Here is a 20,417-nt window from a genome sequence, read left to right on the forward strand (position 1 = left end):
ATTTATAGGTTAAAGACAGCCAACAACACTCCGTTGAGGCAATTTGAAGCCGGTCTCTAACTCATAGTACTGCTGCCAATCCGGCTCGTTGATAATAAAGCTCTCAGCTTTATTGGCTGGTGGTGCATAATGTTTCTTAGGAAAGCGCGTAACGTATAGTAATAAAGCAGGAGTTAGTTTTTTGACGGCCCGTTTGCGGTCAAATCCTTCCATTTTCATGCAGTTTCTGTACTGCTGCCAAATGACACTTGCCTCTTCGTTATAAGCGATGAATACGTTATGGGATCTATTATCTTCTTCTATTAATTTAAAATTATTGTTAACCCACTCTAGGTCGAGTCGTTTCATAGCTTTGATAAGCGCTTGTGAATCATCAGCTTGTTTGGATACAGCTTGTCGGACCGCAGTTGCATAATCCCGATTTAGCTCATATAAATCCTTTTCTTCAATTACAGCCGGGTACTTTTTCAGCACTTGTTTGGTAAGGTCACGTAACGTGGCATCATAGATAAACCGGTCTTTTCCGGTATGAAATAATTTTACTATTCCTTGTCCACGAATGCCATTTCGATTGCAACGTCCTGCTGATTGGTTTAGGCTGTCAACAGGTGCAAAGTCACGGTACACTATATCCAAATCAATATCCACGCCCGCCTCCACTACTTGCGTTGAAATTACGATCTGCCGGATTCTTTGCTCAATATTTTGTTTGATGAGTGTGATCTTCTCCCGTCGAATTTTAGGAAGTAAGGAACTCGACAGGTAGACAAAAGATGAAGATAGTAGGGAAAGTTCGCTTCTCAATTTTTGAAAAATCTCTTGCGAATGAGCGATAGTGTTACAAATGATTAGAAAGGATTTTTCGCTATTCTGCTCAATATCCTGCTGTATAATCGACACCCAATCAGCTAGTTCACGGGGTTGATAATCTGTTTCCTGCAATAAGGACTGGTCTAACCGAATCCTATTTAACTGCTCGAAATAATACTTTGTCTTCTCAAAGGTTGGATCAGTTAATTCCAATACGTCATTCGGATTAGCGAAGAGAAATGGTTGTGTAGCTGTCACAAACATGAACTTGGTGCCAAAGTACAAAGCCAGTTTCTGAAATACTTCTTCTACCACTTCAAAGTATTTGGGCGGAATACACTGTACTTCATCCAGAATCAGCACGGCATTAGTGAGATTATGAAATTTCCGTAAAGCCCGGTTTTGGTTGGTAAAGATGCTCTCGAGTAGTTGCACAAACGTTGTAACAATAACTTCCTGCTCCCAACCAGCAGTCAGGTATTCTCCTTCGTCTTTTACTAACTTTTGTTTGTCGTAGCAATTTTTAGGAGTTGACAGATAATGGTGTGTAGCCAGCCAGCTTTCATCCAATTCAGCACCGCCAATCGTCTTATAATGTGCAAACATCTCGTCGAGAACCTCGGCGTTCTGGTCAATGATCGACGTAAAGGGCAGGCAGTAGATGATACGGGGCGTCTGTCCGGTCAGTCTATGCATTCGCCGTTGCAGTTGTATGGCGGCACGATAAGCGGCAAACGTTTTACCCAAGCCTGTGGGCATGGTCAACGAAAAAAATGACCGGTCTCCGGACGCGCTTACGTTTCGGACAACTGTTTGGTATGCTTCCTCTCGCAGTAAGTCGATGGGGCGCGGAGCCTTACCTGCAAACAGATGAGTTTTGTAGGTATCGACCAATAAATCAGGTAACAAGCGATTTGGCTTAATAAATTCGTGTTTATCGGCTGTAAGCTCAATCATCATGTCTCCTTTATCAGCGGCCAGCAACAACGAAAACAAGAAATGTTGCAGGAAGAAATAGCGTAGGTCGTCAGCTTTTTCTAAGTGCTTTTTTAATTTCGGCACCAACAGCGCGTGTGTGTATCTAGCTAGAATAATTGGCCATTTAGCTAAGTTAACTGGCAAGCCATTGTCCGCAAGTAGCTTCTGATATGCCTCAGTATTGAAGTGAGACAACTGCTCCTCTAACTCGGGGATTTCCCACTCAGTATCTAAAGCAATTTGCGGCTTGCTACTTGCTGTCTCCGAAAAATTAGTTAGGTAGCCATGATGACGACGGATAATTTTAAGTAGAATAGCCGATAGCAAGGGGTCGTCGTGCTCGAACATTGTTAATACAATGTATGCACCCAACTTAGCATGATTACTAAGTCGGTCGTTTCGATGCAATTGATTACCGATCGAAACCGATTTGTTTGCAGCAAAGAAATCTAAATATGCCCGATGTTCGTTTTGAAAAGCTGCTGTACCTTCCCGACGAACTGCTTCAATGATAAGGTATTGGAAAAAATCTGTGCCCTTACCGAAATCATGAAAGAACACCAGCAATCGGCGCATCTCTTCTAGCAATGCTTTCGGATAAAAAGCATCGGTGGTATGCTTGAATTGCAGTGCCAGTTTCGATACTTGGTCGCACCCTCGCAAATGACGCGCGAGGGTGCGGTCTGGGTGCGAAAGCAAGTCAAAAGAGGATGATGTTGGCATCATTGATTGCGTAGTATTCGGTGACTAAGGCCGGAATAGGACTGCCGGACTTTCCTTTGCGGTTAAACAGAATGTCGTCACGTTCCGTAACCTCACGCTCCATATTTATTTCCACAGCGTACAAACTCTGCTCAATTAATTCATATTGACCGCTTTGAAGAGCCAATGTGTCTAATGCAATCAGATACTTGCGCGGAATCACCGAATGAATTGGTACGGCTTCTGTCGGTTGCACAGCCCCAGCTTCCACCTCACCTACATAGGCGAAATTAGATACCAAACTTGCCAGTCCTAGTGAAGGCGTGAATACGCTTCGGTGTTCTTTCAGAGCTGCCCGGAGTTCACCGTGGAAAGTGGTGTCATCATGTGATACGTACAGCCGATATTTTGGCTTGTAAACGTATTCTATCAACGTCGGCTTAGGGTTGTTAGCAGTTCGGTTCAGATTGGGCCGCAGGTTGGAGCCGAGCCGCTTCATGATAATTGGGTTCTGCACCGAAATACCCAACTTACATTGTTTGTTGGCAAAGGAGGCTAAGTAAGTATTATCTGCTTTAGGCAATCCCAGAATAGCACCTATGTAGCCATATAAAGACGTTTTGGGCGGGATGGCATAAGACACCGCAGATGTAGTAGCATATATTTTTTGAAATGCGCGTAGTCACCCCAGATGTCGAAAATCAATATGGGTCGGCTCATTGCTATTTCGTCGGAATAGGCTCAGACAAACCAATGCGGTCGTCCTCAATAACGGTGATGCGCTCGATCCTGTCAGCGTACTTGGTTAATGCAGCCACCAGTTTTGATGTGTCAATGATAAAATCTTCAATGTCTTCATAGACTTCCTCTCGTTTGCCTGAAACTGGGGTTAATTTGAGCCGTTCGGCCAAGTCACCTATAAAAAAACCATTTTTATAATCAATCTTAACCAACAGCCGAGGCATGTGCCCTTTTTTGGAGCGGGTCAGCAGGCTTTTGGTGCCGTCCCAGATACCCTCCATGAGCATACTAACGTCTTCCTGAGTTGTGCGGACGTACTTTGCTGCCTGTTCGTTGATGACTCCGTGGAAGGCAATCAACCCGTACGTAATATTATACTCTTCACGAAAAGTCTTCTGAATCGATTCTTCTTTCGTCGTGAACGCGCCGGTGCCTTTGATAAAGTTCTCCCGAACCCGATTTAGCGAACGTCCCATGCCAAACTGCACCGGGCCGGTAAAGTGGAAGGTCTTTTTTGCATCGATGGGTTCTTCCGTATCGGTGCTTTCTACGTCCGCGTCTCCGCTGAAAAGAGATGGTTCCGCATCCTTACCTTTTCCTTTCTTAGAACCCGTTGCTTTAGAATCCGCTTTGGGGGCCGAAACCCCACCAAACAACCGCACATCAATAAATTTCGACAGGTACTCGTCGCGGTTGGCATAAGACTTGGCGCGCTCGGTTCCGGTAACGGGCTTTCCACCAACCTCCCGAATAAAAATATCACCTCTACTGCTTTCGTCGCCGTTGTAGCCATTTTCGAGCAGGTAGTCACGGATGGTGCGCTTTAGCCGCACATCAGTTACTAAGCAATGTCCTGTTTCTTCATCAATTCGCGGGCGATTAGCATCTAATGGATCACCATTGGGGTTGCAACGTTTGACATCATACAGAAACAGAATCTCACTGCGATTTTGAATAGTAGCCATTTGTTATTCTGGTTGAATGTGGTTGATGATTAAATTGTCTTTTATCAGTTTGTTCTGGCGAATTTTTTCAAGCGTGAATGCCTTTTGCATGGCCATGCCCGTAGCAAAAGCATAAGAGATGTCATCTTTTGAAAGCATTAGTGTTTCAAAGGCTGCCGCTAAAGGATCATTCGCCAAGGAAATGGTGGGGGTAATATGCGTGTTCATTTCACCTATCTTGGCCAATTCATTTGAATAAAATCGCCGTTTGTCGTTAGCTCCGGTATCGGCATACTGGGCAATCTTATCAGCTAGCTTCAGGTGAATTTTGCGAAGTTGTTGAACGTCTAGATTCAAGCCATTGAGGTGTTGTCGAAAGGGCTGACTTTTATAAAAATGCTGCTGCTTAGCCAGTAGCATCTCTACCTGACAACCAAGATAAAAAGCAGCCCGGCGCAGCGGATGCTTAAATAAGTCAGGGTGTTGTTGCTCGAATTCCGCGAGCGTTAGCCCGACGGGCTCAGGGCTGGCTGGTTCCATATTGGAAAAGGAAAGAAGGTTGAGTTGATAGAAAAATTGCATCAGGACGAACGTGTGCCGCACGTCGCGGCTGAACTGATACGGTTGTTCGCCGCTGTTTTTAAACGATGCTTTAAGCGTATTCATGAACGCCCGCAATAGCTGCTCCCGGTCGAGTGGCTGACCGTAGAAAACAGCTTCCACGATGCGAAAGAAGTAGGGGTGAAAAACCCAGTCAGTACGTACCTTTTTAGCAAAATAATCTTTGATACCCGCGAACGTGACCGTAAAAGGTTCAAACTTTCCTTTCTCGTATGTAGGTATTTGATCGACAATGGCGTTATAATATTGGTCAACTGCTTGCTTGGCCTGCATGATGCGCCGAAAGCGCGAGGGCAGAACGTCCGACACGTGCAGCTTAATCATAAACTGCGCATTGTTTGGCTGATAGAAAAAGATGTCGTAATAAACGGTATTCCGACTCAGGTTTTCGCTGTCCAGAATAGCACCAATGATGCGCTCATTCTGAATTAGTGGCTGAAACTGCGTCTGTAAGGTGTTGTTATTTGTACTGGATTTTTGCAAAAACTCGTCCCAGAGCATTTCCGCGTTTTCGTCGGATGTCTTCTGCAAAAAGCGGGGCATCACGAAGTATTTCATGCCATAGAAACTACGCGACAGTCTTTCCAGAATCAGCCGTTTGGCCCCCTCCAACGTCCTAACCACGTCGGGCGAAACGGGAAACATCTTATAGGATTCGGCTGTGTCGAATCCGTTGCGGGCGAAAGCAACGTCAGTAACAGCAAATCCTAGCGTATCAACACGTCCCCACACTTCATCGCTCAGCTCATAAGTGACAGCGCACACCTTATTTGTTGCAGATGAACCAGAACTATACTTCTGGTAAGCGTCCGAAATGAACAAGTCACGGTTAGTTTGTATATCACCAAAGTATTTACCGTCAACCTTCATGGTGAACAGGTAACTAACCTGCGGGGAGAACGAATACGCTTGTAACATCTGCTCAATTGCGTCTATTTGGGCAGCATTTATAAATGTGTGCTTGTAATTGGTGACCGACTGCCGAACCTTTTTTACCATCTTCCGAATACTTTCGGCTTGTTGGTTCGCATCAGCTTGTGCCTGTAAATAGAAGGTAGGGACCAAGTTGGTGCTATTAGCCTTTGCTTCTCGAAATAAATACTTATCAACCAACGCCGTCTTAAAGTCTTCAATTTTGAGATCAAGCTTCAAGATTCCTGCATCAATTTCAGCAACGATTACTTTTATTTCTCCTCGTGGCTTAGGAAATGGATTTGTCCACGGCCGGAAGTAGTCTTTATATTCATTTAGCTGCGACAGCACTTTTCCTGCTTCGTAAAAAGATTTGATCATACCCTTGTTTCGTTTTCAACTATTAGTTCATCTTTCAACGGCACCACATTTTACCAAAAAACGTTTTGGTGAATTGCCCTATATTTTTTCGGCCATCCACGCACACGTACACGGAGGGATTGTTACTGCCGCCCACTGTCAAATTAAACCACTCGCGCGAGCTGCCTTCGTGGTACTCCCGCAGGTCGCCCACGCTCACCGTGCCCGCATCCAGGTCAAACTGTACCGGCAGGCAGTAGTTGGTAATCGGGTCGCCTTTCTTGGTAGCAGCTTCCACCGCCGGAAACTTGAGCAGGTCATCCCACGCGCCCCGGTTCTGGCTTCCTTGCTGGCCTAATTTAACTAGTGTCTGAAGCATTGGTATCGTATAGAGGTTGAAACAAATATATGCTGGGTGCTGTGACAGGTTGTGTCCAGCTTGCTACTCACCACCGCGCCTGCTCCACCTTCTCCCGCAAGAACTCCCGAAAAGCCGCCGGCTCCACCACCCGCACTTCAGTAGGTAGGCCGAGAACAAATCTGCCCAATCCTAAATAGCTGCGCACTTCGCCCCGGAATGCGTAGCGCAGATCCGTCGGGCCCGCGCCGGCTACGGGCAGCACGAAGGAGCGCGCCGCCGGATGTTCCTCCACCAGCAGGCGGTAGGCCCGCGCCGTCAGGCGCAGCTCCACCAGTTCCGGCGTTGGCCCCGACAACCCGAACACGTCCAGCTGCTCCTCGGTGGCCGCGTGGGAGCAGGCCGTTTCCAGCAGCTCCACGTCTTGTATCCGTCTTGTCTTGTAGGTGCGGGTCTGGCCGGTGGCCACGTCCACGGCGTTCAGCTGCGCGTAGTTGTCGGTGAAGCCCAGCGGCTCCACCTCCCGGTCGCGCACCGTGCCCGAGTGCGACGACTGGTAGCGCAGCAGCCGCACCCGGCACCGCCGCCGCAGCGCCTTGGCCAGCCGCTGCACCACCCGCGCCTGGTGCATATCCAGCAGCTCATCGGCCAGCGGCACCAGTTCCGACGTGTGGTAGAGCTTACGGCGCAGGCTTTCCCGCAGGGGATTATGCTCGTCCAGCCCCGTCAGCGCTTGCTGTAATACGAGCGTTTCTTCGGCCGAGAAGTAGGAGGGAGCCTCCGGTTCCGCTTCAAACAGATATAGATACCGGCGTCCCTGTGGGTCCTCGTCGATAGAATAGCCTACTTCCTCCAGCAAACTCAGGTAGCGCCGGATAGTGCGCGGGTGGCAATCCTGCAACTGGGCCAGCTGCTCCAGCGTGTGTCGGCCTTGTTTCAATAAGCGGATTAGCGTAAACACACGCAATAACTTAGCCTGCTCTATCATACACGGGTATAAGGGAGCTTAAAGCTAATTGAATGACTACGCTTTGAGGTAGTCGGCGCGCAAATCTTTCCCTTGGCTGGCAAAGTGACGGAACTATAGCCGCTACATACCAGAGCAGCCTCGACTGATTCGGCCAAAGATGGGAGAGGCTTCTATTATAGGACTTACGCGGTTTAAATGGAGTACTCGGGTAATCCAGCAGTTACTAAAGAAGCAAGCGTCGCTTCAGGGACGTAAAATTGCCCCCCAGCGGCGAGAAAAGCCGTTTCTCCACCCCAGTTGTGTAAGCCCTGTATTAATATAGGGTTACACAACTGGAATTAAGTGAAGAGGGAATTTAAGCAGTTATCGTAGGAAGCAAAGGCAGCTTCAGGAGCTTGAAATTGCCCCCCAGAGGCGATAAATGCTGGTGTGCAATTGCCGCTGCGTAGCTGCTTTAACATATTGAGCTTCTGGTCCGCCCGCTTGAGTCAGGCGCGCACCTGCCGCAACCGCGGTCCACCTCAGCACTGTCTGCTTCGGTGATGAGCTGTGCCTACTGCCAGTGGTAGCTGGTATCCGACTGCTACGCCGCCAAGCGCAGGGCTTCAATTTGGAAGGCATTACCGTGCTTACGCCGTTTAGCGGGCGTGGACCCGGTGCTTTTTGCGTTCATGTTGCGCTCCTGATTCAAGAAATATACCTCCTGCTTCCAGGCACCTAACCTACACCATCTCACCTGCCTAAAGCCGGGTGAGAAAGCGGCTGGAATACGATTTCCGCGTACGTTGGCCTCGCGTGGATCTTCGCAATTTGCCGCGCCAACTCTGCCCCCTATGCCGTAATTTCGCCTTCCCACTTTTCCGCCGTTCATGCTGCACTCGACCGCCCCCGCGCCCGACACCGAATTTGCCCCCCACGCACCTACTGTTGCCGCCCCCAATCCTACCCGCGAAACGCTGTTGCGCGCCTACCGCCTCATGCGCACGGCCGACGAAATGGCGCGTCTTTACGAAGAAAATAAGGCCGTAACGGCCAAATACGTGCACGCCACGGCGCGGGGCCACGAGGCCATTCAGCTCGCTGCCGCCTTCCACCTGCTGCCCACCGACTACGCCGCGCCTTACTACCGCGACGATGCCATGCTGCTGGGGATGGGTATTACGCCCTACGAGCTCATGCTGCAGCTGATGGCCAAGCGGGATGACCCGTTCAGCGGGGGACGGACGTATTATTGTCATCCATCTCTGCGCCGCGCGGGCTTTCCTACCATTCCTCACCAAAGCTCCGCCACTGGTATGCAAGCCATTCCGGCCACGGGTATGGCTCACGGAATCAAGTATTTAGAAAGCCAAAGGGCGCAAGGTTCGTCTACCGATTATTCCTCGTTAACTACTGGCTCTGCGCCGGTTGTATTGTGCTCCATCGGGGATGGGGCCATGACAGAGGGAGAAGTGTCGGAAGCGCTGCAAATGGCTGTTTTGCATCAGTTGCCTATTATTTATCTGGTGCAGGATAACGATTGGGGAATTTCGGCTACCGGGCGGGAGATGCGGGCCATGGACGCCTACGAATTCGCGGCGGGCTTTAAAGGTCTGCACCGCCTGCGCGTGGATGGTGCCGACTTTTCAGCTTCGTATTCCGTTATGAGTGAGGCGTTTGCTTACGTGCGGCACACCCGTGGTCCGGTGTTGGTGCACGCCAAGTGCCCACTGCTGGGCCACCACACCAGCGGCGTGCGCCGCGAGTGGTACCGCGGCGACAACCTCGCCCAGCACACCCCGCAGGACCCAATGCCCCGCCTGCACCAGCTGCTGCTGCTGCGCAGCTTCACTAAACGAGAGCTGGAGCAAGCGGCCACCGAAGCCGCCGCCCTCGTGCGCGCCGACTACGAGCGCGCCCTCCTCGCGCCCTCGCCCGACCCCGCTACCTTCGCCGACCACGAATTTGCCCCCCGGCCGTGACCGAGGAAGCCGGGGAGCGCGCACCCGCCGGCACCGACAAAGTGCTGATGGTGGATGCCGCTTTGCACGCCGTTGATGACATTCTGCGCGAATTTCCCGAGGCGCTATTCTACGGGCAGGACGTGGGCGGCGAGCTGGGGGGCGTTTTTCGCGAAGCCGCCCTGCTGGCCAAGAAGTACGGCGATGCGCGCGTGTTCAATACGCCGATTCAGGAGGCCTACATTGTAGGCAGCACGGCCGGCATGAGCGCCGTGGGTGCGAAGGCCATTGTCGAGATTCAGTTTGCGGATTACATCTGGCCGGCCCTTAACCAGCTGGTGGAAGAGCTGTCGAAGTCGTGCTACCTGTCGAATGGGCAGTTTCCGGTGCAGGCGCTTATTCGGGTGCCCGTTGGCGCGTACGGCGGGGGCGGACCTTATCATTCGGGCTCCATCGAAAGCACTTTGCTTACTATTCGGGGCATTAAGGTGGTATATCCCAGCAATGCCGCCGATATGAAGGGCTTACTGCGCGCTGCCTTCCTCGACCCCAATCCGGTGGTGCTGCTGGAGCACAAGGGTCTGTATTGGAGCAAAGTACCCGGCACGGAAGAGGCCAAAACCATCGAGCCCGCGGCTGGCTACGTGCTGCCCTTGGGCAAGGCCGCCATTGCCCAGACCGCCGACCCCGAGCAGCTGCGCCGGGGCAATACCTGCGTGGTCGTTACCTACGGCATGGGCGTGCATTGGGCCAAAACGGCCAGCCGGCAGTTTCCTGGTCAGGTGGAGGTGCTGGACCTGCGTACTCTGAACCCCTTGGATTTCGAAGCCGTGGAGGCCGCCGTATTGCGCCACAGCAAAGTGCTGGTACTCACCGAGGAACCGCTTATGAATTCCTTCGCCGAGTCGTTGGCAGGTCGCATTCAGCGCGCTTGCTTTCAGCAACTTGATGCGCCGGTCTTTACGTTAGGTGCCGCTAATTTGCCCGCCATTGCATTGAACGTGGACCTAGAGCGGCAGATGTTGCCTAGCCCCGCTAAAGTAGCCGCGGCGTTACAGGATCTACTAGAGTACTAAGTGTACGCTTGATAAATCAGATTTATCAAGGAGTATAACATGAAAAAAGCCCCCCAGATGTTGTCTGGGGGGCTTTTTTACTGGTTGCCGAAGGCTAATTCTTAACCAGCTTCAATAGTTGATGGAAATTGCTGGCCGTAACCCGAATCATATAAGTGCCCATAGGATAAGTAGTTGTTGCTAAGCGCAAAGGAGCGCCACCAGCCGCCTCGAAGCGGGTGAGCATCCGTCCGTCGACCCCGTGAATCTCGATGGTATAACTTACCTGTGGCAGTCCCGACAGATCAAGGGTAGCGTAATCGGTAGCGGGGTTGGGGTAGAGTGTCAGCAATGCAGCGGGTTGGATGATAAACGTGACGGGCTTTACCTCGCTCAGTGTTACTTTGTCATCCGTATCTACCTGGCGCAGACGATAATACACCGTGCCTGAGGTGGCACCGATACCCTTGTCACGGAAATCATAGGCTTGGCGTTGATTAGTAGAGCCGCTACCTAAGCGCTGGCCGATCACTGCAAATTCCTGCCCATCGAGGGAGCGCTCAATGTCAAAGCGAGCATTGGTTTGCTCCTGAGCCGTGGCCCAGGAAAGGAGCGCATCGCGCCCGGCGGCGTGGGCCTGAAACTCGATGAGGACCACGGGCAGCGGCGCTACCGGCAATGGGCCTTTTTCTGGCGCCAGCACCTTTACGGGCTGGGGTACGAAGCGGAAATCGGCATCCGTTTGGGTCGCGTCGCGGCGGGGAGCCGTCGAGGGCGTTCCACCATATGCGGCGTCGAAAAGGTCAATTAAGCCGTTGGCATTATCGTCGTGGTAATGCGCGTTGCCCGGATCGAGGAAGTTTGGAATCCCATCACCATCTGCATCTTCCAGCCAGGCCGGAACGTTGCCAGCGGCGGCATAATACGCCGCTTTGCCTGGGTTGGCGACAGCAAACTTAGCCGCGCGAGCTACCAGGTCATCAACGCTGCTGCTATTCCTGTTATCATCAAAACCTTCCTGCCAATCAGCCAAAGCATCATCATCAGAGTTTGAATCGAGCATGTCGGCTACGTTGTCGAGGTCAGTATTGGCAAGCGTAGCGGCGCTTAATTCTGATCCAGGCACGGCTGCCAGCCCCGTAGCCGGATCAGTGCCGGGGGCTGAATCGTAGGCATTATCCAAACCGTCGTGGTCGAAGTCCAGGCCCAAAGGAGCACGGAAGGCGGCCGTGGTTTGCGCTTCGCGGTTGTCCAGAATACCATCGTTGTCGGAGTCCAGATCGAACATGTTTCGGATGCCGTCGTTGTCGGAGTCGGCATTGGCAAAAATAGTCTGGCGGCTACCCGCGCTGAGTTGGGCAGCTACAGGCATTCCATGCGCGTCCACGGCTCCGCCAATGCGGCCAGAGCCCAACTGATACTGGGCTGGCTGGGCGTAGTTATTAGCTTCCAGTGCATCCGTGATACCGTCGCCGTCAGAGTCCGCATCCTGATGGTTAGGAGTGCCATCCAGATCCAGATCAAAAAGGTCATTGATACCATCACCATTCACATCGCGAAAGCCTCCCACGCCGGGCACTACGAAGGAGCCAGCCAGATAGCGCGGCGTGCCATTCACCAGTACATCGGGGTCGATACCAAAGCTCTCGGTTAGATCGGGAAGGCCGTCGTTGTCGTCGTCAATATCGGCCAGATCATCTACGCCATCCTGGTCAAAATCACAGCTGTAGGCGTAGGTATAAATCGTTTCGCTGGGGGCTGAAATAAAGCCGTAGGTCCAGGTGTTTATCGTGTAATCGTTGCCCGCTTCGTTGCTGTCGTTGCCCCAGCGGTGCACTCCCTGGTAGGCGGTAGTGCTGGAAATAACACCATCGGTGCGCACGCTGGCCATGTCGGGGGCGGGACGGGTTTCGGGGAAGAACTGCGGTTTGGCCGCCGTGAGGCGCGAGTCATCCCAGTAGAGGCGGTCGTAGTAGGTATTGCCTCCCACCGACGGCCGGATGTTTTGCACTCGCAGCCCGCTGGAGTTGCCTTCTACATCATACACGGGGAAGTTTACGGGCGCTCCCTGACTCGTGAAAGAAAGCTTGATGGGCAAGCCAGCCGCCACCACCTTGCCCGCGCGGTCCAGGCCATTCCACACCAGCGTATTAGCTCCCGGCACCACCGTTTGCTCCAGCAGCACATCGTCGCCGTCCTGTACGCCGTTGCTATTCAAGTCAATAAGAATAGCGACGGTGCCCGTCTCATCGGAAACGGTGGTAAAGGCTACTTTGCCAAGACCGCCTTCGCAGAAACCACGCTGAGAAGTAGCAAAGCGCGGCGCCGGCGCGCTGGGCCACAGTTCTTTGTCAGGGTTACTAACGAAGTTCGGGTATTCGGGGTAGCCCGTATTGCCGGCTTGGCTGCGGCGCCGCTCAGCGAAAGTAGAGCCGGTAGCCGCGCTGGCCTTGGAGCCATTAGCATTCGAAATAAAGTAAAACACGAGCGGCCGCATCCCAGCCAGCTCGATCTGCTTCACGTAGTACTGGCCCCGGTGCTGAGGGCTTTCTATCAAAGGGAAAAGAGCGAAGTTGGCCGAAAGCCGGTTTTCATAGCCCGTGCCGCCCGATGTGGTGGTAGTGAACGACCATAGCTTGCTGAACAGGCGGCCCGGCTTTTCCTGCCCAGCGGCGTCACGCACGGTGAAGTCCCAGAAGTCGTATTCCGAGCGCACGGCGCTCATAAAGTTGGGGTTACGGGCGCCTAAGTCATTGAAGCCTGGTTGGGTGCCTTTGTTGATAAACTCGCCTTCCTGGGTGAACTCCACGTAAAAATCGCGGGTGGCACCGGTGGTATTCGTGTAAGTCAGGGGCTGATAGCCGCCGTCGCCGGCAGTTACGGAAGGGCCGACTTCGTGCTGAGCGGTAGTAGCAATTACGCCCGCCTGATCGGTCAGCAAGCCCGCCTGACTAGGGGTGGCCGGGTCACGCAGCAGCTTGTTTTGGCTAACTATAGTACCCGCGCCGGCTCCGTAGCGGAGAGTAAGCAGCAGATTGGCGTGCGTGCCGCCTCCACCCCCGGCCACGCGGTGTACCCCGTAGTTGAGGGTTTCGCCCGCCTTAAGGCGAATGTGAAGGCGATAATCTTCCAGAAACGGAACATCGCTGCTGCCCCAGGCCAGCGGCTTCAAAAAGCCCAAAGACAAATTTAGCCCCCCAGTAGCGGCGTTGACATCGTGAGTCAGAAACCCGGCCCGGTCGTTTCGCGGGTCGGTGAGGGAATAGGGCAGATTGGTAGCAGGGTTGACGGCCCGGTTTGGTGTGAGCTGACGAGAGCCTTCGGCCAGCAGCAGGGAAGGAGCAAGTGCTAATACTGATACTATAACAGCGCGTAAGAGTGTTCTCATACAATAGAATCAGGCGAGAGGAGAAACAGACCAGAGCCTACCCAGCGCGGCCCGGGTGAGGGAGCCTGCGCTGCCCCACACCCAGACCCAGGCAGGAGAAACACAATTAACAGGAAGAGTAGAAGCGAGATTTGGATGCTTCCAAAGTAGAAATATATCTACGTCTCACAGCTAGTTGTGTGAGCTCTCGAATAGCAAAATTATAGCCATAAAGCGGCTATATAGGCATTTTACGCGCTAAATATTGGTAAAAGCCTAAACGCATTCAAGCGCCTTGTTGCGCTTTTTTATAACTTAAATAATAAAAGCTTTAATAAATTCGACTTGGTTAAATCCTAGAAGGGATAGCCGATGCCCAGGTTGAAAGCGGTCTGGTCCTCGCTTTTACCCAGGAATTTGAAATTGCGGATAGCCCATTTTTCCCCATCGGGTGCAGTGGGGTCGTATACTTTAGTGGCTATGTCGAGGCGCAGAATCAGGAAGGTAAAGTCGAAACGGATGCCCACGCCGGAGCCCACGGCAAACTGTTTCCAAAACTGAGCGGGCTTGAATTGAGCACCCGGCCGCGGGTCGCTTTGCAACGTCCAGACATTGCCGGCATCCGTAAAAACGGCCCCATTAATGAAGCTATACACCGGGAAACGATACTCCACGTTGGCCTCCAGCAGCAGTTCGCCGGGCTGCTCCAGATTATAGTCGCGCACCACCTGGCCGTCGTCCTCAATGCTGGTGGTGGTATAGGCGCCGGGGCCTAGGCGGCGGGGCTTCCAGGCCCGGACGCTGGAGCTGCCCCCGGCAAATAAATACTTGTCGTAGGGAATAATCAGCGCGCTGCCAGTAACGTTGCCGTCTGAGTCCTCTATATCAGTGCGCGTAAGGGCGCGGGCGATGCCGCCGTTGAAGCGGTACACGAAGAAGGTTTTGCCCCCCAGCTTATGGTAGCGGCGGTAGTCGGCGGTAAACTTGGCGAAGTCATACACATTCAAGCTGATACGATCCTGGTACAGCGTGCGCGTCAGGCCGCCAACCTCCGCGAACAGGCGCAGAAAGCGGGCGTCGCGCGTCTGGTTAAAGTCGTTGGAATTAAAGAGCGACGTGGCATTGATACTGGGCACGTACAACTGCGTGAAACTGCGAAACAACGGGGAGCCATCTTCGGCTAACCGGTTGAGGCGGGCCCGAAATGCCGGACTGATACGTGTGGCGTTGATAATGCTTACGTCGATGGGGGTGAGCACCCACTGATGGTATAAGGAACGCTGCCAGATGTAGTCGAAAGTGCCTTCCAGGTTGGTGCGCGTGTACTCGGGGCGCTGCACGTAGGTGTAGGTAAGATTGAGCCGGGTGCGGGGATTGTAGCGCGACAGAATCCGCCCCGATTGCCAGGGCAGAATAAACTGCGGAATAACCAGGTTAATATTGCCCCCCAGCTGGGTGGTCAGTACAGTTTGGGGAATATTGGAGCCGGTTACGCGGTTGTATTGGCCTTCAAAACCTGCCCGCACACCAAACTCCAGCACCTCGGCCCCACCAAACACATTCCGGACTTTTATTCGGGCGTTTACGAAAGGCCCCACCTGCTCGGCCACGTAGGTGGCGCCAACCTCGTTCAGCGCCTGGAAGCGTTTGTGGGGCGAGGCATTCACTACCGCGTCGAGCTGGTAGGTGGTATCGGTGCCAATGGCGGGCTCTACCTTAACGTAGTTGATGTTGTTGAAGCGAAATACATCAAGCTCAGCCAGTTGGCGCTGAGTAAGTTGGGTATTGGTCAGACTGTAGCGCTGCTCGGGGCGTACCGTCAGCTTGCGGTCGAGCACGCGGGTGCTGAAGCGGTGGCGAAAAGCCAGATAGTACACGGAGTCGCGCACGATGGTGTCGCGCTTCACCCCAAAGCGTATTGCTCCCGCGTCGGTCAGAAAATTTACGTGCCGAATAGAGTAGACGCGGTGCTCGGCGCCCGGGGCCGGATTGGCAATGAGCGTGCGCAGCCGCACCGTGGCGGGGGTAAAGCTGGTATCGGCCTCCAGGGTAATGTACTGCTGGCGAAAATCATAGTAGCCGGCGTTTTTGAGCAGGGTTTCCAGGCGGGCCCTTTCCTGCCCGATCAAGGCTTCATTGTAGCGCTGGCCTACTTGCAGCAGCGACGCTTTCTGGTTGGCTCGCACCACGCGCGCCACGCCCGAATCGGGAATGGCGTATTCGAGCTGAGCATAGGTGAAGGGCGTATTCTCGGTGACGTGATATGTTACGGTTACCATGCGCTTGCGTACGGTATCGGTGGCCGTGACGCGGCTGCGAAAAAAGCCCTGCGACTTCAGATAAACGCTGAGCTGCTCCACCGTCTGCTGAGTTAGAGCGGAGTCATAAAGCACGGGCGCTTCGCCCAGGCGCATGATGGCGTTGCCTTTGTCGAGGGCCAGCTGGTGGCGGCGCAGGTGCTGGTCGCGCTTTACGAGCAGCTTGCCCACCTTCACCGAGTCGGGGCGGGCGGCCTGAATGCGCTTGCGGTACTCAAGGCGCTCATCTTCGAGGCGCTTCTGTACTTTTTCGCGGTTGTAGAAGGTGCTGCCTAGCTGATAAATGGCCAGCTTGGGCAGCGGAAAGCGGGAGTTGGGCTGCTGCTGATATAGGGCCTCCAGGCTGGCAGCGTCGGCCTGCTCTACGCCCGTCAGCTTAATGGTGCGCAGCAGGTTGCGGCCGGGCGGCAGCAGGCGCGTGGGCGTGCAGCTGCCCAGCAGCCCAAGAAGCAGGACTGCCAGCCAGCCAGCGTAAAATTTTACCCCAAAAAAGCCCCCCAATGGGCCTACTAACAGTGAATATGGTCTCAAAAGCGGTAGCGAAGTACGTGTGCGCATGGCACCTGAAAAGTATCGACCCCAGCCCTGTATCTTCTTCGGTGAGGAAAACAAAAGCGCGCCGGCGCTGCTAAATTCCACCTTTTTGCCGGAATACGTCGAAATCGGTAAGCTCAACCTGATAAGATGAGGTTACTGAGCAGCAAGCAGGTAAAGTAGACTGGACTAATTTAACCTATTCCGCTCGTTGAAGGCCAGTCAGCTTACCGTTGTCCGGCCTTTAACGAGCGGAATAGGATCTGCTCTGCTAAAGGCTTTTGTGAATAAAAGCGCCCTTTACTAACTACCCCACTAGTCTTCTCGCTGATAGGCGCAGTTCAGAATGCTAATCGGGCTTTTTTGCCGATACGACTGCCGGCTGCTCGTAGGCATTATAATCGGTCAGCAGGTAGTTGGCTAGTGCCACGGCAAAAAAGAGACAAAATAGCGCCGGGCATTACGCTGTTTCAGGTCCCCGGTCGCCCAGGGCAACAGCAAGAGCGCGGGGACAAACGGAGTTTCCAATTGCCCATGTACGCGAAATGGCACCAAGCGCTTCAGGGCTAACGGCTGGTCGGTGAAGGCATTAAGCAGGCCCTGGCTGCCAGCAAAGACGTAGCACCATATCCTGGCCGGGCCTTGTAAGTTAAACAGGCGCGGCGCGAGGGCCTGCATCGTGACAAAGCCGTAATCAATGGCGCCGTGGGCTGCGGGGCCGATGGGTTTGCTGCTCATCTGCTTCTGAAAACTTCGGTGAATGCTACGAAAGACTTACTTCGGGCTGTGGCAGAAAGTTGCTACCGTTGAGGTAACGCGCGGCGCCCGTGCGGCCTCCAGTAGTGTGGGCGGCGCAGGTATTGCCTTGCTGCGGATATATCAGATTTCTGAAATGGCTACGAAGTGGGTTTTCGGCAGGTCAGATTCAATCTTTGGAAGAAGTGCGGGCTCTGCGGATATTACCTAACTGCTGTTACGCAGTCAGAGTCGGCTTCTGCCCGTTTACTACGCTTATGACGACTTGCACGCTGGACTTGTACACGGATTATTTGTTGAGTTCGACGGGTCCGACAACGGCCACGGGCTTGTCGCGCCTGGTAGACGGGGCCTTGAGCCACGACCAGATCACGCGCTGGCTGAGCAGCACCGCGTGGGGCTCGGCCGCTATTTGGCGAGCGGCCAAGCCGCTGATTCGCCAGGCCGAAGCCCAGCGTGGAGCCGAGGAATTTGCGGTGCTTATCGTCGACGATTCGATTCTGGAAAAGGCCCATACCGCTGCCAACGAGCTGATTTGCACCCACTGGGACCACAGCCAGCAGCGCTACGTGAAGGGCTTGAATTTCGTCAGCCTGCTCTACCAGGCCGGCGAGTTGGCCCTGCCGCTGGCCGTCGAGCTGGTGCGCAAAACGGTCCCGGTCTACCATGCCAAGACCCAGCAAACCAGCTATCAAAGTGCCTTTACCAAGAACGAGTACCTGCAGCAGATGCTGCGCGTGGCCCAGCAACAAGTGGCTTACCGCTACCTGCTGGCCGATACTTGGTATGCCTCGGCCGAGAACATGAGCTTGGTGCGAGCCCTGGGCCACCATTTCGTCTTTGCCCTCGAATCCTCCCGCACCGTGGCCCTGAGCGAAGCGGCACGGGCGCAAGGCCAGTTTCAGGCCGTGCAAACGCTGGTGTTTCCCGATACGCAGCCCCTGCGGGTCTATTTGCGGGCCGTCCAAGAGGCGGTGCTGGTGAGCAGGCACGTCTTGACAAACCAAGACGGCAGCCAGGGCGTGTTATATCTGGTCAGCAGCGACACCGACTTGAACCAGGCCCAGTTGACTGCGATTTACCAGAGACGGTGGAAAGTGGAAGAATATCATAAATCGCTCAAACAGAATGCCTCCATGGGCAAATCGCCCACCAAAACCCTGACCACGCAGGCCAATCATTTCTTCGCGGCCGTGCTGGCCTACACCAAGCTCGAGATACTCAAACTCAAGTGTGGGATGGGCCATTTTCGCCTCAAAGCCCAGCTCTACGCCGTGGGCCTCAAAGCCATGTACCACCAACTTGGCCTACTCCGTGCGTAACATCAGTTACCTAATTTGTGCCGAAGCCTCATTGTTCTGACTGTCGGCTTGTTCCCGAATAGGAGTATCGACTAAAGGGTGATTTAAGCCCGAAACTCAGCAACTCCACGGCCGAATTTTCTCGGTCTTTCTTACCACTAGTATGATTTGTATTGTCATGGGCGTTTCGGGCAGCGGCAAAACCACCGTAGGCCGCCAGCTGGCCCGCGCCCTGAGCCTGCCTTTCCATGACGCCGACGACTTTCACTCGGCGGCCAACGTGGAGAAAATGCGCCAGGGCACGCCGCTGACCGATAAGGACCGGCACGACTGGCTGGCTGCCTTGGCTGCGGGCCTCAGCGCCTGGGAAGCCACGGAGGGAGCGGTGTTGGCTTGCTCGGCGTTAAAAGAGAAATATCGCGCCGTACTGCGAGCGGCTGTAGCCAAGCCTCTCACCTGGGTAGTGCTCGAAGGGGATAAACAGCTGCTGGTCGCCCGGCTGCAGGCGCGCTCAGGCCACTATATGAAAGAACAATTGCTCAACTCGCAACTAGCTGACTATGAATCACCTGCTTACGGGCTGCACCTTTCTATTGAGGCATCGCCCGAAGAGTTGGTTCGCCAAACCCTGGAGCATTTGAAAGAAGGAATTGCCTGAGGTTTGTACACTCCTTTTAAATAGGACTTACGCAGCACCTTGTATCTTGAGCTAAACGCCCGTACTTATGTTGACGCAAGCCAAGTATATCAATTTTCTACTCAGTACGCCCCGTAACTACACGGGGACGCATTTGGCGGCCCATTTGCCCGAGGTCAGCCACGACCAGGTGAACCGGTTTTTGCGCGATAGCACCTTTTCTGCCGCGCAGTTGCGCGCCCTGGTCCTGCCGCTGCTGACCGATTCGCCCGAGGCCTTTTTGCTGGTCGATGACAGCGTACAGGACAAGCGCTACAGCCGCTTCATTGAGGTCGCCAAGCGCCAGTACTCGGGCAACGCGCACAGCATGGTCACGGGCATCGGGCTGGTCAACCTGGTGCATAGCAGCGGGGAGACGGGCGATTTTCTGCCCCTCGACTTCCGCATCTATGCCCCCGAGCAGGACCAGTTAACTAAAAACGACCATTTCCAGGCCATGTTCCGCCAGGTCGTGGCCGAAGGAATCATTCAGGCCCGCACCCTGCTCTTCGACTGCTGGTATGCGGGCAGTGCCAATCTGAAACTGATTCACCGCGCCGGCTGGACCTTTTTCACCACCCTGAAAAGCAACCGCTTGGTGAGTGTCAGCAAAGAGACGGGCTATCAGGCCCTGGACACGCTCGAACCGCCTGCCCAGGGCTGGAGTGCGGGGGCCCAGGTGCGACTACAGGAAGTGCCGTTTGCGGTGCGCTTATTCAAGCTGGTTGCCACAGACGGCAGCAGTGAGTGGGTGGTCACCAATCACTTGGCCGCGCATTTGACGCGGGAAATGGTCATTGACGCGGTGCAGGTGCGCTGGCAGGTGGAGGAGTTTCACCGCAGCTTCAAGCAACTCACGGGTTCCGAGAAATGCCAGTGCCGCAAGGCCCAGGCCCAGCGCAACCACCTCACCTGCTGTTACCTGGCGTGGGTGTCGCTGCGCCAATTTGCGCGCCAGACGGCTCAGACGGTCTATCAAGCCCACCAGCGGCAATGGGCACCCTACCTACGCCAACTCCTGCAAAAGCCGCTTATTCCCGCCCTTCTGCCAACCAGTGCGTAAGTCCTAATCAA

Annotated in this window: 14 protein-coding genes; 5 read left to right on the plus strand and 9 right to left on the minus strand. The window is 54.0% G+C overall.

Annotated features, from left to right (window positions below):
- Window positions 1-9 precede the first annotated feature (9 nt).
- The 6 genes from cas3 to MKZ35_RS23585 form a co-directional block, all read right to left on the minus strand.
- The gene (gene cas3 / locus MKZ35_RS23560) at window positions 10-2,514 is read right to left on the minus strand and encodes a CRISPR-associated helicase Cas3' (protein ID WP_482515654.1); all 2,505 of its coding nucleotides are present in this window, start codon (window positions 2,512-2,514) and stop codon (window positions 10-12) included.
- Window positions 2,489-3,133, minus strand: a complete 645-nt coding sequence (locus tag MKZ35_RS23565) for a Cas5 family CRISPR-associated protein (RefSeq protein ID WP_482515655.1) — start codon at window positions 3,131-3,133, stop codon at window positions 2,489-2,491. The genes cas3 and MKZ35_RS23565 overlap by 26 nt, the downstream gene beginning before the upstream one ends.
- A 79-nt stretch (window positions 3,134-3,212) precedes the next feature.
- The gene (locus MKZ35_RS23570; RefSeq protein WP_482515656.1) at window positions 3,213-4,196 is read right to left on the minus strand and encodes a type I CRISPR-associated protein Cas7; all 984 of its coding nucleotides are present in this window, start codon (window positions 4,194-4,196) and stop codon (window positions 3,213-3,215) included.
- A gap of 3 nt (window positions 4,197-4,199) precedes the next feature.
- Window positions 4,200-6,089 (minus strand): type I-B CRISPR-associated protein Cas8b/Csh1, encoded by a 1,890-nt coding sequence (cas8b, locus tag MKZ35_RS23575; protein WP_482515657.1) that lies wholly within the window; start codon window positions 6,087-6,089, stop codon window positions 4,200-4,202.
- A 34-nt stretch (window positions 6,090-6,123) separates the two neighbouring features.
- Window positions 6,124-6,447, minus strand: a complete 324-nt coding sequence (locus MKZ35_RS23580; RefSeq protein WP_482515658.1) for a hypothetical protein — start codon at window positions 6,445-6,447, stop codon at window positions 6,124-6,126.
- Window positions 6,448-6,514: 67 nt separating this feature from the next.
- The gene (locus MKZ35_RS23585) at window positions 6,515-7,387 is read right to left on the minus strand and encodes a helix-turn-helix transcriptional regulator (protein WP_482515659.1); all 873 of its coding nucleotides are present in this window, start codon (window positions 7,385-7,387) and stop codon (window positions 6,515-6,517) included.
- A gap of 878 nt (window positions 7,388-8,265) precedes the next feature.
- On the opposite strand from MKZ35_RS23585, the gene MKZ35_RS23590 reads away from it, so the two are divergent.
- Both MKZ35_RS23590 and MKZ35_RS23595 read left to right on the plus strand, forming a co-directional pair.
- Complete coding sequence (locus MKZ35_RS23590) at window positions 8,266-9,357, plus strand: thiamine pyrophosphate-dependent dehydrogenase E1 component subunit alpha (RefSeq protein ID WP_482515660.1); 1,092 nt, start codon at window positions 8,266-8,268, stop codon at window positions 9,355-9,357.
- Window positions 9,354-10,412, plus strand: coding sequence for an alpha-ketoacid dehydrogenase subunit beta (locus MKZ35_RS23595; protein WP_482515661.1), 1,059 nt, complete (start codon window positions 9,354-9,356; stop codon window positions 10,410-10,412). The genes MKZ35_RS23590 and MKZ35_RS23595 overlap by 4 nt, the downstream gene beginning before the upstream one ends.
- 94 nt (window positions 10,413-10,506) lie before the next feature.
- Here MKZ35_RS23595 and MKZ35_RS23600 read toward each other — a convergent pair whose 3' ends face one another.
- From MKZ35_RS23600 to MKZ35_RS23610, 3 genes are all read right to left on the minus strand, one after another.
- On the minus strand, window positions 10,507-13,779 hold the full coding sequence (locus MKZ35_RS23600; protein WP_482515662.1) for a T9SS type A sorting domain-containing protein: 3,273 nt from the start codon (window positions 13,777-13,779) through the stop codon (window positions 10,507-10,509).
- A gap of 335 nt (window positions 13,780-14,114) precedes the next feature.
- Window positions 14,115-16,607 carry a translocation and assembly module lipoprotein TamL gene (tamL, locus tag MKZ35_RS23605; RefSeq protein WP_482515663.1) on the minus strand — a complete coding sequence of 831 codons (2,493 nt, stop codon included), beginning with the start codon at window positions 16,605-16,607 and terminating at the stop codon, window positions 14,115-14,117.
- A gap of 423 nt (window positions 16,608-17,030) precedes the next feature.
- Window positions 17,031-17,348, minus strand: a complete 318-nt coding sequence (locus tag MKZ35_RS23610) for a hypothetical protein (RefSeq protein ID WP_482515664.1) — start codon at window positions 17,346-17,348, stop codon at window positions 17,031-17,033.
- A gap of 275 nt (window positions 17,349-17,623) precedes the next feature.
- Between MKZ35_RS23610 and MKZ35_RS23615 the strand changes: the two genes are divergently transcribed.
- The 3 genes from MKZ35_RS23615 (at window position 17,624) to MKZ35_RS23625 (ending at window position 20,406) form a co-directional block, all read left to right on the plus strand.
- Window positions 17,624-18,688, plus strand: coding sequence for an IS701 family transposase (locus MKZ35_RS23615; RefSeq protein ID WP_482511431.1), 1,065 nt, complete (start codon window positions 17,624-17,626; stop codon window positions 18,686-18,688).
- A 142-nt stretch (window positions 18,689-18,830) separates the two neighbouring features.
- Complete coding sequence (locus MKZ35_RS23620; protein WP_482515665.1) at window positions 18,831-19,325, plus strand: gluconokinase; 495 nt, start codon at window positions 18,831-18,833, stop codon at window positions 19,323-19,325.
- Between the two features lie 67 nt (window positions 19,326-19,392).
- Window positions 19,393-20,406: an IS701 family transposase gene (locus tag MKZ35_RS23625; RefSeq protein ID WP_482512353.1), complete on the plus strand. Its 1,014-nt coding sequence runs from the start codon at window positions 19,393-19,395 to the stop codon at window positions 20,404-20,406.
- Window positions 20,407-20,417 lie beyond the last annotated feature (11 nt).

The organism is Hymenobacter sp. R533113, from assembly GCF_056835965.1.

Coding starts and splice junctions, on each gene's coding strand:
- MKZ35_RS23625 (WP_482512353.1), top strand. CDS start 19,393: ATGTTGACGCAAGCCAAGTATATCAATTTTCTACTCAGTACGCCCCGT.
- MKZ35_RS23615 (WP_482511431.1), top strand. CDS start 17,624: ATGACGACTTGCACGCTGGACTTGTACACGGATTATTTGTTGAGTTCG.
- cas8b (WP_482515657.1), bottom strand. CDS start 6,089: ATGATCAAATCTTTTTACGAAGCAGGAAAAGTGCTGTCGCAGCTAAAT.
- MKZ35_RS23600 (WP_482515662.1), bottom strand. CDS start 13,779: ATGAGAACACTCTTACGCGCTGTTATAGTATCAGTATTAGCACTTGCT.
- MKZ35_RS23610 (WP_482515664.1), bottom strand. CDS start 17,348: ATGAGCAGCAAACCCATCGGCCCCGCAGCCCACGGCGCCATTGATTAC.
- cas3 (WP_482515654.1), bottom strand. CDS start 2,514: ATGATGCCAACATCATCCTCTTTTGACTTGCTTTCGCACCCAGACCGC.
- MKZ35_RS23580 (WP_482515658.1), bottom strand. CDS start 6,447: ATGCTTCAGACACTAGTTAAATTAGGCCAGCAAGGAAGCCAGAACCGG.
- MKZ35_RS23590 (WP_482515660.1), top strand. CDS start 8,266: ATGCTGCACTCGACCGCCCCCGCGCCCGACACCGAATTTGCCCCCCAC.
- MKZ35_RS23620 (WP_482515665.1), top strand. CDS start 18,831: ATGATTTGTATTGTCATGGGCGTTTCGGGCAGCGGCAAAACCACCGTA.
- MKZ35_RS23570 (WP_482515656.1), bottom strand. CDS start 4,196: ATGGCTACTATTCAAAATCGCAGTGAGATTCTGTTTCTGTATGATGTC.